At 70.9% G+C, this 13868-nt stretch carries 10 protein-coding genes; 7 read left to right on the top strand and 3 right to left on the bottom strand.

The annotated features are described in order from the left end of the window. Positions 1-294 precede the first annotated feature (294 nt). Positions 295-1110, top strand: coding sequence for an SAM-dependent methyltransferase (locus ACH4RC_RS05080; RefSeq protein ID WP_398195238.1), 816 nt, complete (start codon positions 295-297; stop codon positions 1108-1110). Next, on the top strand, positions 1107-3254 hold the full coding sequence (locus tag ACH4RC_RS05085) for a putative bifunctional diguanylate cyclase/phosphodiesterase (RefSeq protein ID WP_398195240.1): 2148 nt from the start codon (positions 1107-1109) through the stop codon (positions 3252-3254). Before ACH4RC_RS05080 ends, ACH4RC_RS05085 begins: the two co-directional genes overlap by 4 nt. A gap of 186 nt (positions 3255-3440) precedes the next feature. Here ACH4RC_RS05085 and ACH4RC_RS05090 read toward each other — a convergent pair whose 3' ends face one another. After that, positions 3441-4340: a LysR family transcriptional regulator gene (locus ACH4RC_RS05090; protein ID WP_398195243.1), complete on the bottom strand. Its 900-nt coding sequence runs from the start codon at positions 4338-4340 to the stop codon at positions 3441-3443. Between the two features lie 133 nt (positions 4341-4473). Here ACH4RC_RS05090 and ACH4RC_RS05095 point away from each other — a divergent pair, with 133 nt between their 5' ends. From ACH4RC_RS05095 to ACH4RC_RS05110, 4 genes are all read left to right on the top strand, one after another. Beyond that, positions 4474-5145: a succinate dehydrogenase gene (locus ACH4RC_RS05095; protein WP_398195727.1), complete on the top strand. Its 672-nt coding sequence runs from the start codon at positions 4474-4476 to the stop codon at positions 5143-5145. A gap of 8 nt (positions 5146-5153) precedes the next feature. Further along, on the top strand, positions 5154-7112 hold the full coding sequence (locus ACH4RC_RS05100) for a fumarate reductase/succinate dehydrogenase flavoprotein subunit (protein ID WP_398195244.1): 1959 nt from the start codon (positions 5154-5156) through the stop codon (positions 7110-7112). After that, the gene (locus ACH4RC_RS05105) at positions 7109-7855 is read left to right on the top strand and encodes a succinate dehydrogenase/fumarate reductase iron-sulfur subunit (protein WP_398195245.1); all 747 of its coding nucleotides are present in this window, start codon (positions 7109-7111) and stop codon (positions 7853-7855) included. Before ACH4RC_RS05100 ends, ACH4RC_RS05105 begins: the two co-directional genes overlap by 4 nt. Positions 7856-7997: 142 nt before the next feature. Next, positions 7998-9527 carry an acyl-CoA synthetase gene (locus tag ACH4RC_RS05110; protein WP_398195248.1) on the top strand — a complete coding sequence of 510 codons (1530 nt, stop codon included), beginning with the start codon at positions 7998-8000 and terminating at the stop codon, positions 9525-9527. A gap of 10 nt (positions 9528-9537) precedes the next feature. Here the strand turns inward: ACH4RC_RS05110 and ACH4RC_RS05115 are convergent, their stop codons facing one another. Next, positions 9538-11910: an ATP-binding cassette domain-containing protein gene (locus tag ACH4RC_RS05115; protein WP_398195251.1), complete on the bottom strand. Its 2373-nt coding sequence runs from the start codon at positions 11908-11910 to the stop codon at positions 9538-9540. A 174-nt stretch (positions 11911-12084) separates the two neighbouring features. On the opposite strand from ACH4RC_RS05115, the gene ACH4RC_RS05120 reads away from it, so the two are divergent. Further along, positions 12085-13317 (top strand): acyl-CoA dehydrogenase family protein, encoded by a 1233-nt coding sequence (locus ACH4RC_RS05120; RefSeq protein ID WP_398195253.1) that lies wholly within the window; start codon positions 12085-12087, stop codon positions 13315-13317. Here the strand turns inward: ACH4RC_RS05120 and ACH4RC_RS05125 are convergent. Beyond that, positions 13272-13847 carry a TetR/AcrR family transcriptional regulator gene (locus ACH4RC_RS05125; RefSeq protein WP_398195255.1) on the bottom strand — a complete coding sequence of 192 codons (576 nt, stop codon included), beginning with the start codon at positions 13845-13847 and terminating at the stop codon, positions 13272-13274. The two genes, ACH4RC_RS05120 and ACH4RC_RS05125, sit on opposite strands and share 46 nt — an antisense overlap. Between the last annotated feature and the right edge of the window lie 21 nt (positions 13848-13868).

The raw sequence follows: 13868 nt of genomic DNA on the forward strand, positions 1-13868 counted from the left end.
CCCCGCAGATCCGCCCATAGACCCGCCCATAGATCCACCGGAAGAGCCGCTGACAGATCGGTCGAATGCCGGTCCGTTCCCCGTATGGCCGTGAAAGGGCCGTGCGCCGGGAACGGACCGGTTCTTTTCGTTTGGGAAAGAGGCGGTTTCGGGGCGGTTTCGGAACCTTTTTTTGGCACGTGCCGCAGGCAGTGACCGAGAACGGATGGTCAATTTCCGTTTCGGCTCGCTCCTTTGGCGGCTGATCAGTAGCCTCTGCTCGAACACCGGCTCGCCTACGCCTTGGAGAGAGTGATGGATCGTCCTGCCTGGGCCCCGCAGGGCATCGACATCTCGGTGCCCAGCGTGTCCCGGATCTACGACTACTACCTGGGCGGTTCGCACAATTTCGAGGTCGACCGGGAGGCCGCCCGCAGGGCCATGGAGTTCCTGCCGGGCCTGCCCAAGATCATGCAGGCGAACCGGGCGTTCATGCGACGCGCCGTGCGGTACGCCGTCGACGAGGGCATCACCCAGTTCCTCGACATCGGCTCCGGCATCCCGACCTTCGGCAACGTCCACGAGGTGGCGCAGCGGGCCAGCCCCGGCGCCCGTGTGGTCTACGTCGACCACGACCCGGTCGCCGTCGCGCACAGCCGGGCCGTCCTCGAAGGCAACCCGGACACCGCCGTCGTCGCCGCCGACCTGCGCAAGCCGCGCGAGATCCTGCGCAGCCCCGAGGTGACCGGCCTCCTCGACCTGGAGCGCCCGGTGGCGCTGCTCCTCGTCGCCGTCCTGCACTTCATCGAGGACGCCGACGATCCGTACGCGGCGGTCGCCGAACTCGGCGAGGCGCTCGCCCCGGGCAGCATGCTGATCGTCACGCACGCCACCTACGAAGGCATGCCGATACCCGAGGAACAGGCCGGCGGGGCGGTCGACGTCTACCGGAACGATGTCCGCAATCCGCTGATCATGCGCGGCCGCGACGAGATCGGACGGTTCTTCCAGGGGTACGAGGTGGCCGAGCCGGGCATCGTGCCCATGCCGGTGTGGCGGCCGCAGACCGCGCCCGAGGACGAGGACCCGTTCACCTTCGCGGGCTATGTGGGAGTGGGGCGCAAGCCGTGAGCACAGAGCCGGGCGGACCGGAGGACAGACTGCGCAGGTTCGCCACCATCTGGAGCCGGGCCATCTACCCGGTGACGGCGACCTCCCTGACCAGGCCCGAGTTCGAGCAGGAGCTCGTGCCGCTCGCCCGCAGCATGCGCGACGCGCTCGCCGCGCGGGCCCTGGACGCCGCGCGGGGCCAGGCCGTCGGCGCGGCCCTCATCGACGTGCACTGCACCGACCCCGAGGCGCTCAGCCGCACCCTCGACGTCGTCGACGCCTACCTCGTCCTGTACTGCGGCGAGGAGGCGCGTACCGCCGAGCGCGACGACGACCTGCGGGCCCGCTGCGCCCGCCTCCAGCACACCGTCGCCGCCGGTTTCGCCGCCGCGCTGCGCGAACGGACCCGCACCGAGCAGGAGGCCATCTCGCTGGCGGCGCTCAACGCCCGCAGCGCCGTCGCCGAGGCGCTGCACGCCAGCGAGGCCCGGTTCCGCGCCGTCTTCCACGGCGCCGCGATCGGCATCAGCATCGCCGCGCTCGACGGCACCGTCCTGGAGGTCAACGACGCCCTCGTGCGGATGTTCGGCGGCGCCGAGGGCATGCTGCGCGGGCGCAACGTCGCCGAGTGGACCCATCCCGAGGACGCCCCGCAGGTCTGGCACCTCTACCACGAGCTGGTGCGCGGCGAGCGCGAGCACTACCGCGTCGAGAAGGCGTTCCACCGCCCCGACGGCACCGCCCTGTGGACCAACCTCACGGTGTCCCTGCTGCGCGACGCCGACGGTGTGCCCCAGTACCAGCTGGCGCTCCTGGAGGACACCACCGAGCGCCGCCTGCTCAACCTCCGGCTCCGCTACGAGGCCACGCACGACGCCCTCACGGGACTGCCCAACCGCACCCTGTTCTTCGAACGCCTGGAGAAGGTGCTCGGCGCGGGCGAAGGCATGCGCTTCGGCCTCTGCTACCTCGACCTCGACGGTTTCAAGACCATCAACGACAGCCTCGGCCACGCGGTCGGCGACCGGCTCCTCGTCGAGGTCGCCGACCGGCTCCAGGCCTGTGCTACCGCGCCCGGCGAGATGGTCGCCCGGCTCGGCGGCGACGAGTTCGTGGCGCTCACCACCGGCCGGGACACCCGCACGGAGGTCGACGAACTCGCCGACCGCATCATGGGAGCGCTTGCCACGCCGATCCGGATCGACAACCGCGAGCTGACGGTGCGCGGCTCCATCGGCATCGTCGAGGGGCCGGTCGGCGACCGCAGCCCCGCGGAGGTGCTCCGCAGCGCCGACATCACCATGTACCGGGCCAAGTCCGCGGGCGGCAACCGCTACGAGCTGGCCGATCCCGAGGCCGACGCCCGCGCCATCACCCGGCACGGGCTGACGACGGCGCTGCCCGCCGCCCTCGACCGCGGTGAGTTCTTCATCGAGTACCAGCCCCTCGTCCACCTCGGCGACGGCAGCGTGCGCGGCGCCGAGGCGCTGGTGCGCTGGCGCCATCCGCAGCACGGCGTCCTCGGACCGGACCGCTTCATCCCGCTCGCCGAGCACACCGGGCTCATCGTGCCGCTCGGGCGGTGGGTCCTGGAGGAGTCGGTGCGCCAGGCCCGCGTCTGGCAGGAGCGCCACTCCGACGCGGGGCCGCTCCGCATCAACGTGAACCTTTCGCCGATGCAGCTCACGCATCCCGGGCTCGTCTCCGACACGGTCGACATCCTTGAGCGGTCCGGGCTCGCGCCGGGGGCGTTGTGCCTGGAGGTGACGGAGTCGGCGCTGATCGGGGCGGACGATGATCTGCTGAAGCCTCTGCGACGGCTGTCGGAGATGGGGGTCGACATAGCCCTCGACGACTTCGGTACGGGGTACTCGAACCTGGCGAATCTGCGGCGTCTGCCGGTGAATGTGCTGAAGCTGGACCGGTCCTTCACGCAGGGCATGCAGCAGTTCCCGGCGGATCCGGTGGACCTGAAGATCGTCGAGGGCATCGTGTCGCTGGCCCACTCGCTGGACCTGGCGGTCACGGTGGAGGGGGTCGAGACGGGGGCTCAGGCCGAGCAGTTGCGGGAGCTCGGCTGTGACACGGCCCAGGGCTGGTACTACGCGCGTCCCGGGCCGCCGGACCGGTTGCATGAGCTGGCCCTGGCCGACGCGACCGGCTAGCCGCCGTGGAGCGAGTACCGGGTGCGGCGCCGTGGTGGCTGGTCGCGCAGTTCCCCGCGCCCCTGAAGGCATGCGCTCCGCGCAGCCTTCCCCCTGGAGGTAGCGCACGCAGTGCGCATCTCCAGGGGCGCGGGGAACTGCGCGACCAGCCACGACGAAAGCCGCACCCGGCGACGAGACACCCCCCTACGGCGCGCCGCCTTCCCGCTCGAAAAGCATCCGCTGCAACTCCCGCGCGGCCCGGGGCGGAGCCACATCGCTGCGGTGGGCCAGCGCGATCGTCCGGTGCAGCCCGGGCCGTGCCAGAGGCGTGACGTGGAGGCCGGGCCCCGCTCGGAGCGCGACCATGCGGGGGACGACCGCGACCCCGAGCCCGGCCCGGACAAAGCCCAGGACCGCGTCCATCTCACCCCCTTCGACCGCGAAATCCGGCTCGAAGCCCTCCGCCCGGCACGCCGCCACCGTCAGCTCCCGGAGGTCGTAGCCGTGCCGGAACATGACGAGCCGCTCACCCTCCAGATCGCAGACGCGGACCGACTTCCGCCCCCGGCCGGGTCGTGGCGCGCTCGGTGACGAGACCACCACCAGCTCCTCCCGCAACAGCTCCACCGTCGTCAGCGCGGGCGCCGGCGCCGGCAGCGGAAGTACCACCAGTGCGAGATCCACCGCTCCGCGCGCCAGCTCCCGTACGAGATCGAGCGAGCCGCCCTCCTCGATGAGCAGCTGGATACCGGGGTAGCGGTCGTGGAAGGCGCGGAGCACGTCCGGGAGCAGGCCCGTGCACAGGGACGGGGTCGCCCCGAGACGGACCCGCCCGCGCCGCAGCTGCGCCAGTTCCTGGACCTCGTACCGAGCCGTGTCCGCGTCCGCGAGGATCCGCCGGGCCGGCGGCAGCAGCGCCTCACCGGCGTCCGTGAGCGTGATGTTGCCCCGGGCGCGGTGGAACAGGTCCGCCCCCAGCTCGCGCTCGAGCGCCCGGATCTGCTGGGACAGCGACGGCTGCGCCACATGGACCAGTTCGGCGGCGCGCGTGAAGTGCCGGGTCTCCGCCACCGCGACGAAGTACTGAAGCTGCTGGAACTGCATGACGGCCACGATAGTTCCCCGCATAGGCAATGCCTATGGAAATGAGCTGCTCCATGTCTTGGACCGATCGGGTCCTCCGGCCCTACCGTCTGGTCTCATGGCTCTGGCAACGCGGACGGACCGACGACCGTCCATGACGCGCACGATGTGGGACAGCTCCCTCGGCAAGAAGACCGTGATGGCTGTCAGCGGCATCGTGATGCTGCTCTACCTGGTCGCGCACATGATCGGAAACCTCAAGATCTTCTTCGGCCCCGAGGAGATCAACCACTACGCCCACTGGCTGCGTGTCATGGGCGAGCCGGTGCTCCACCACGAGTGGGGCCTGTGGCTCGTACGCGTCGTGCTCGTCGTCGCCGTCGTGGCCCACGCCACCTCCGCGTACCAGCTGAGCCGTCGCGACATCAAGGCGCGCCCGAACAAGTACGTGCACAGGAAGCCGGGCGCGAGCTACGCCACCCGCACGATGCGCTGGGGCGGGATCATCCTCGGCCTGTTCATCGTCTGGCACATCCTCGACCTGACGACCGGCACCGTGCACCCGGGCGGCTACGAGCACCTGCACCCGTACCAGAACATCATCGACACGTTCTCGACCTGGTACAGCAACGTCATCTACATCGTCGCGATGCTCGCCCTCGGCTTCCACGTCCAGCACGGGTTCTGGAGCGCCGCGCAGACACTCGGCGTCGGCAGCCGGACCCGTGACCGCGTCCTGAAGACCGTCGGCAATGTTCTCGCCGTACTGCTCACGCTCGGTTTCATCGCCGTGCCCGTGGGCGTCATGACCGGATTGGTGAGCTGAGGAACGACATGAGTGACATCAGCAGCTACGCGGAGTACTCCACCGGCGAACCCGTCGTCGATGCCAAGGCCCCGGCCGGGCCGGTCCAGGAGCGCTGGGACACCCGCCGCTTCGAGGCCAAGCTGGTCAACCCCGCCAACCGCCGCAAGCACACCGTCATCGTCGTCGGGACCGGCCTGGCGGGTGGCAGCGCCGGCGCCACCCTCGCCGAGCAGGGGTACCACGTCGTCCAGTTCTGCTACCAGGACTCGCCGCGCCGCGCGCACTCGATCGCCGCGCAGGGCGGTATCAACGCCGCGAAGAACTACCGCAACGACGGCGACTCCGTGCACCGCCTCTTCTACGACACCGTCAAGGGCGGCGACTTCCGCGCCCGCGAGTCGAACGTGCACCGGCTCGCCCAGATCTCCGTCGAGATCATCGACCAGTGCGTCGCGCAGGGCGTCCCGTTCGCCCGCGAGTACGGCGGTCTCCTCGACACCCGTTCGTTCGGCGGTGTGCAGGTCTCCCGTACGTTCTACGCCCGCGGTCAGACCGGGCAGCAGCTGCTGCTCGGCGCCTACCAGGCGCTCAGCCGCCAGGTCGCCGCCGGGAACATCGAGCTTCACCCCCGTACCGAGATGCTCGACCTCGTGATCGTCGATGGGAAGGCGCGCGGCATCGTCGCCCGCGATCTCATCACCGGGAAGATCGACACGTACTTCGCGGACGCCGTCGTGCTCGCCTCCGGCGGCTACGGCAACGTCTTCTACCTCTCCACCAACGCCATGAACTCCAACGCGACCGCCATCTGGCGGGCGCACCGGCGCGGCGCCTATTTCGCCAACCCCTGCTTCACGCAGATCCACCCCACCTGCATCCCGCGCACCGGTGACCACCAGTCGAAGCTCACGCTGATGAGCGAGTCGCTGCGCAACGACGGGCGGATCTGGGTGCCGAAGGCCAAGGGCGACGACCGCCCGGCCAACAAGATCCCCGAGGACGAGCGCGACTACTACCTGGAGCGCATCTACCCGTCCTTCGGCAACCTCGTCCCCCGCGACATCGCCTCGCGCGCCGCGAAGAACGTGTGCGACGAGGGGAGGGGCGTCGGCCCCGGCGGGCAGGGTGTCTACCTCGACTTCGCCGACGCCGTCAAGCGCATGGGCCGCAAGGCCGTCGAGGCCAAGTACGGCAACCTCTTCGACATGTACCAGCGGATCACCGACGAGGATCCGTACAAGGTGCCCATGCGGATCTACCCGGCCGTGCACTACACGATGGGCGGTCTGTGGGTCGACTACGACCTCCAGACCACCGTCCCCGGGCTCTTCGCGATCGGGGAGGCCAACTTCTCCGACCACGGCGCCAACCGGCTCGGCGCCTCCGCGCTGATGCAGGGCCTCGCCGACGGCTACTTCGTCCTCCCCGCCACCATCAACGACTACCTCGCGAAGAACCCGCACAAGGAGGAGGTGAACGCCGAGCACCCCGCGACCGTCCAGGTCGTGCGCGAGACCGAGGAGCGGCTCGCGAAGCTGCTCGCCGTCGACGGGGACCGCACCCCGGACTCCTTCCACCGCGAACTCGGCGAGCTGATGTGGGAGTTCTGCGGCATGGCGCGCACCGAGACCGGTCTGCGCAAGGCTCTTGAGCGGATCCCGCAGATCCGCGAGGAGTTCTGGCGCCGCATCAAGGTCCCGGGCACCGGCGAGGAGTTCAACCAGTCGCTGGAGAAGGCGAACCGCATCGTCGACTACATCGAGCTGGCCGAGCTGATGTGCCTCGACGCGCTGCACCGCGCCGAGTCCTGCGGCGGCCACTTCCGCGAGGAGTCGCAGACCCCGGACGGCGAGGCCGAACGCCGCGACGAGGAGTTCTCCTACGCCGCCGCCTGGGAGTTCACCGGCACCGGCGAGGCTCCCGCCCTGCACAAGGAAGACCTCGTCTTCGAGTACGTCCACCCCACTCAGCGGAGCTACGCATGAAGCTCACCCTGCGCGTCTGGCGCCAGAAGAACGCCGGTGCCGAAGGCGCCATGTCCACGTACGAGGTGGACGGGATCTCCCAGGACATGTCGTTCCTGGAGATGCTCGACACCCTCAACGAGGAACTCATCGTCAAGGGCGACGACCCCGTCGCCTTCGACCACGACTGCCGCGAGGGCATCTGCGGCGCCTGCTCGCTCGTCATCAACGGCGACGCGCACGGCCCCGAGCGCACCACCACATGCCAGCTCCACATGCGGTCCTTCGAGGACGGCGACACGATCGACATCGAGCCGTGGCGCGCCTCCGCGTTCCCCGTCATCAAGGACCTCGTCGTCGACCGCTCGGCCTTCGACCGGATCATCCAGTCCGGCGGCTACATCACCGCTCCGACCGGCGCCGCCCCCGAGGCGCACTCCACGCCGGTGCCCAAGCCGGACGCGGACTTCGCCTTCGAGAACGCCGAGTGCATCGGTTGCGGCGCCTGTGTCGCCGCCTGCCCCAACGGCGCGGCGATGCTCTTCACCTCCGCCAAGATCAACCACCTGAACGTGCTCCCGCAGGGCGCCCCCGAACGCGAGACCCGCGTCCTGGACATGGTGGCGCAGATGGACGAGGAGGGCTTCGGCGGCTGCACGCTCGCCGGCGAGTGCGCGACGGCCTGCCCGAAGGGCATCCCACTGTTCTCCATCACCAGCATGAACAAGGAGTGGCTGCGCGCCAACCGCAAGGTCAGCCGCTGAGCGCCGCTTCCTGGGAGAGGACGTCCCGCGAAGAGCGCGGGGTGGGCGGGGCCGGGAGCTGGTGCTCTCCCGGCCCCGTCATCGTCTTCGCCCGCCGCACACGCCTGACGAAGCGTCACGTCCGGGCGGTAGCGTCGCGTTCATGTACCCGGGAGCGTACGACCGAGCCAGGCCGGCCGTCGTCACGGCAGACGGCGACACCACCCTCACCTACGGCGCGCTGGAGGAGAACTCCCTGCGCCTCGCCGACCATCTGCGCACGGCGGGGCTGCGCAGAGGCGACCACCTCGCCCTGCTGTCCGACAACGACCCGCGCGTGATGGAGGTGTACTGGGCCGCAGTGCGCTCGGGCCTCTACCTCACCGCCGTCAACCATCATCTGACCGCCGACGAAGCCGCCTACATCGTGCGGGACTGCGGGGCGCGGGCCCTGATCGTGGCCGACGGGGCGCTCGGCGAACTGGGCGCGCGCATCGCGGAGTCGGTGCCCGGGGTGACGCACCGGCTCGGCTTCGACGACGGGACGTACGACGCCGCCCTCGCCGCCGCCTCGCCCGAGCCGCCCGCGCATCAGCCGCGCGGCACCGACATGCTCTACTCGTCCGGCACGACGGGCCGCCCCAAGGGGGTGCAGCCCACGCTGCCCGAGGGCGACATCCGCACCGACCCGTCCATGTACCAGCTGCTCTTCCAGCCCATGTACGGCTTCGGCGAGGACAGCGTCTACCTCTGTCCGGCGCCGCTGTACCACGCGGCGCCGCTCCGCTTCTGCCACACGGTCACGGCGACGGGCGGCACGGTCGTCCTCATGAAGTCCTTCGACGCGGAAGGCGCGCTGGCGGCGATCGAGCGCCACCGGGTCACGCACAGCCAGTGGGTCCCGACGATGTTCGTGCGCATGCTCAAACTGCCCGACGCCGTGCGCGAGCGCTACGACACCTCGTCCCTGAAGGTCGCCGTGCACGCCGCCGCGCCGTGTCCGGTGGAGGTGAAGCGGCGGATGATGGACTGGTGGGGCCCGGTCCTGTACGAGTACTACGCGGCGACCGAAGGCAACGGCATCACCTTCGTCGGCCCGGACGAGTGGCTGCGCAAACCCGGCTCCGTGGGCCGCGCCGGGCTCCTCGGGGAGCTGCGGATCTGCGACGAGGAGGGGAAGCTCCTGCCGCCGGGGGAGACGGGCATCGTCTACTTCGAGCGGGACGAGCTGCCGTTCCGCTACCACCACGACGACGACCGCACGCGCGAGGCCCAGCACCCCGTCCATCCGCACTGGACGACCACGGGCGACATCGGCCACGTCGACGAGGACGGCTACCTCTTCCTCACCGACCGCCGGGCCTTCACGATCATCTCCGGCGGCGTCAACATCTACCCGCAGGAGATCGAGGACTGCCTGGTGCTGCACCCCGCCGTCGCCGACGTCGCGGTCATCGGGGTGCCGGACGAGGAGATGGGAGAGGCGGTGCAGGCATACGTGCAACCCGCCGAAGGGGCCGAGCCCGGCTCGGAGTTGGCCGCTGAACTGACCGCATACGTACGCGCCCGCATCGCCCACTACAAGGTACCGAGGCACATGGAGTTCGTGCCCGCCCTCCCGCGCACCCCCACAGGAAAACTGGCGAAAGGCAAACTCCGCCCAGGGGCGCGACAAGCCACGGAGCACCTGTAGTCGAAGACGCTCAATCACCCAGTAGACGCTGGAGGTAGGGAGCCGTGCGGCTCATGGCGGCAGCGGCCACCACCGCAGGCGGCCCGGCGGCCACCACGAGCCCACCCGCACCACCCCCGCCGGGCCCCATGTCGACCACCCAGTCCGCCCCGGCGACCACCGACATGTCATGCTCCACGACCACCACGGAGTGCCCCGCGTCGACAAGGCCGTGCAGCTGGCGCAGGAGCACCTCCACGTCGGCCGGGTGCAGCCCGGTGGTCGGCTCGTCGAGGAGGTAGAGGGTGTGGCCGCGCCGAACCCGCTGCAACTCGCTCGCCAGCTTGATGCGCTGGGCCTCGCCGCCGGACAGCTCGGTGGCGGGCTGTCCGAGCCGCAGATAGCCGAGGCCCACGTCGAGCAGGGTACGCAGGGAGCGGAGGACCGCCTTGGCCGCGTCGTCGTCGGCGAAGAACCCGGCGGCGGACTCCACGGTCAGGTCGAGCACCTCGGCGATGTTCCGTCCCCGGTACGTCACTTCCAGTGTCCGCGGGTTGTAGCGCGCCCCGCCGCAGTCCGGGCACGGCGCGTACGTGCTCGGCAGGAAGAGGAGTTCGACGCTGACGAAGCCCTCGCCCTGGCAGGTCTCGCAGCGGCCGCCCGCGACGTTGAAGGAGAAGCGGCCGACGCCGTAGCCGCGCTCCTTCGCCTCGTCCGTGGTGGCGAACACCTTGCGCACGACGTCGAACAGGCCGGTGTAGGTGGCCAGGTTGGAGCGCGGCGTCCGGCCGATCGGCTTCTGGTCGACGACCACGAGCCGTCCGACGCCCGGCAGCTCCACCGAGACCTCGCCGATCAGCGTCGACTTGCCGGACCCGGAGACACCGGTGACGGCGGTGAACGCGCCGACCGGGAGCTCCGCCGTCACGTCGTGGAGGTTGTGCCGGGTCACCGGGCCGACCTTCAGCCAGCCGCGCGGCTCGCGGACCCGGCGTTCGGCGCGCGGCCCGTCGTCGAACAGGAAGCGGCCCGTCGCCGAGCCCTCGACGCCGCGCAGGTCCGCCACGGGGCCGCTGTGCAGCACCTGCCCGCCGTGCTCCCCGGCCAGCGGTCCGACGTCGACGAGCCAGTCCGCGTGGCGCATGACGTCCAGCTGGTGCTCGACGACGAACACCGAGTTGCCCGCTGCCTTGAGCCGGTCGAGGACCGTCAGGAGCGACTCCGTGTCGGCCGGGTGCAGTCCGGCGGACGGCTCGTCGAGCACGTACACGACGCCGAACAGTCCCGACCGCAACTGCGTGGCCAGGCGGAGTCGTTGCAGCTCGCCTGAGGAGAGGGTCGGTGTCGGGCGGTCGGGGCTCAGGTAGCCGAGGCCCAGCTCCGTGATGGTCGCGATGCGGGAGCACAGGTCGTCCGTGAGTACCCGTGCCGTCTCGGAGTCGCCCTCGTGGGCCGACAGGATCTCGGCCAGCTCCGTCAGCGGAAGCCGGGCCATGTCCGCGACGGTCCGGCCGCCGAACGTCACCGCGAGCGCCTCCGCCCGCAGCCGCGCGCCCCCGCAGACCGGGCACGGCTCGCTGCTCAGGAACTTCTCCGCCTTCGCGCGCAGCGCCTGGCTCCTGGAGTCGGCGAAGGTCTTGAGCACGTACCGGTTCGCGCTCATGTACGTGCCCTGGTAGGGGCGCTGGATGCGGTCCGCGTCCCGCACGGGGTGCACGGTGACGACCGGCTGCTCGTCGGTGAACAGGATCCAGTCGCGGTCCGCCTGCGCGAGGTCCCGCCAGGGGCGGTCCACGTCGTACCCGAGGGCGTCGAGGACGTCGCGCAGGTTCTTGCCCTGCCAGGCGCCCGGCCACGCGGCGATCGCGCCCTCGCGGATCGACAGGGACGGATCGGGGACGAGCAGCTCCTCGGTGGTGCGGTGGACCTGGCCGAGTCCGTGGCAGTGCGGGCAGGCTCCCGCGGCCGTGTTGGGCGAGAAGGAGTCGGAGTCGAGCCGCTCGGCGCCCGGCGGGTAGGCGCCGGCCCGCGAGAACAGCATGCGCAGGGAGTTCGAGAGCGTGGTGACCGTGCCGACCGAGGAGCGGGACGTGGGCGCCGAGCGGCTCTGCTGAAGCGACACCGCCGGGGGCAGCCCGCTGATCGCCCCCACCTTCGGGGCGCCGACCTGGTGGATGAGGCGGCGCGCGTACGGGGCGACCGACTCGAAGTAGCGGCGCTGCGCCTCCGCGTAGATCGTGCCGAACGCCAGGGACGACTTGCCCGAGCCCGACACCCCCGTGAAGACCGCGAGGACGTCGCGGGGCACGTCCACGTCGACGCCCTTGAGGTTGTGCTCGCGGGCCCCGCGGACCCGGACGAAGCCGTCGTGGCGTGGGTCGGACGAGGACGGCGGCAGCGACATGGACGCGGCTCCTGAGGTGGGTGGGGCGGGTCGGATGAGCGAGAGGCGGGCAAATCACACGATTCTAGGCCGCCGCGCTCCGGACTCCGGACGAGGCGTCGCCGAAGGTGGTTTCCAGTACCGATATTGATACTGCGGTGCTATTCTCCGTATCATCGAGACGAGGGAGAGGCCATGCCCGCTGACCGTGCGTTGCCCGGCCCCGACGCCGTCGAGCTCATCGGCCGCGTCCGGGACCTGGCCGCCGATGTGCTTACCCCGTACGCCGCCGAGGCGGAGGCCGCGAGCGCCTTCCCCCGCGACGCCTTCCGCTCCCTGGGCCGCGCCGGACTGCTCGGTCTGGCGTACGGCAGGGAGTACGGGGGCGGCGGCCAGAGCTACGAGGTGTACCTCCAGGCGCTCGAAGAGGTGGCGTCCGCCTGGGCGAGCGTCGGCGTCGGCGTCTCCGTGCACGCCATGTCCTGCTTCCCGCTCGCCGTCTTCGGCACCGAGCAGCAGCGCCGCCGCTGGCTGCCGGATATGCTCGGCGGCGACCTCCTCGGCGCCTACTGCCTCTCCGAGCCCGAGGCGGGCTCCGACCCGGCCGCGATGCGCACCCGCGCCGTCCTCGACGGCGACCACTACGTGCTGAACGGCGTGAAGGCCTGGACGACGCACGGCGGCCACGCCGACTTCTACACCGTGATGGCCCGCACCTCCGACGACCGCTCGCACGGCATCTCGTGCTTCCTCGTCCCCGCCTCCGCGCCCGGCCTGAGCGCAGACCCGCCCGAGCGGAAGATGGGTCTCACCGGCTCCGCGACGGCGGCCATGCGCTTCGAGGACGTCCGCGTCCCCGTCGAGCGGCGCATCGGCGGCGAGGGCCAGGGCCTGCGGATCGCCCTCGCCGCGCTCGACTGCGGCCGCATGGGCATCGCCGCCGTCGCCACCGGGCTCGCGCAGGCGGCCCTGGACGAGGCCGTCGACCACGCCCGCGACCACGAGTTCGCCGGGCAGCCGCTCATCGCCCAGCAGGGTCCCGCCTTCGCGCTCGCCGACATGGCCGCGTCGGTCGCCGCCGCCCGCGCCACCACGCTCGCCGCCGCCCGCCGCAAGGACCAGGGCCTCACCTTCGGGCAGGAGGCGTCCATCGCCAAGCTGGTCGCCACCGACCAGGCCATGAAGGTCACCAGCGGCGCCGTGGACCTCCTGGGCGAAGACGGTTGGTCGAGCCGGTACCCCGTCGAGCGCTACCTGCGTGAGGCGAAGGTCATGCAGATCTTCGAGGGCACCAACCAGATCCAGCGCCTCGTCATCAGCCGCGCCCTCGCCAAGGCCGCGCCGGGCGCGCTGAACGCCCCGCCCGTCCGCCGGGAGCCGCGTCAGGAAGCGACGGCGTGGACGATGAGGGAGGCCAGCTCGGCGTAGGCGTCGGAGTCGCTGAGCCCGGTGCGGTGGGTGACCTCGCCGCGCTGGATCGCCTGCATGGTGGCGGCGGCGACCTCGCCCACGAACGCGGCGTGCACCTCGCGGAAGGCGCCCGCCGTGACGCCCTCCGTGATCAGCTGCCGGATGCGGTCGGCGGCGAGCCGCGTGTTGGCCTCGTAGACCTCGCGGGTGGCGTCGAAGTCGGCCATGTCGTCGAGGAACCGCCGCGACAGCGGCCGCAGTTGCTCCGCGACCGCCGTCAGGTACACGACGACCCGCTCGGCCGGTGCGGTGGTGTCGGCGACCTGCTTCTCGACCGCGGCCGTCGCGTTCTTGAAGTAGTGCTTCACCGCCTCGCGCACCAGGCCCTGCTTGCTCCGCGCGAGCTGGTACAGCGTCGTCTTCGAGCAGCGAAGGCGTTCCGCCAGGTCGTCGAGGGTGAAGGAGGCGAACCCCTCCGCGACGAGGAGCGTCACCAGCCGTTCGAGCAGGTCTGTCTGGCGTGCTGTACGGCGGGCGGCTGGTGGCATGTCCACAAGAATATCCGTCCC

It is taken from the genome of Streptomyces sp. NPDC016845 (genome assembly GCF_044332585.1).
In the GTDB taxonomy this organism is placed as follows: domain Bacteria; phylum Actinomycetota; class Actinomycetes; order Streptomycetales; family Streptomycetaceae; genus Streptomyces.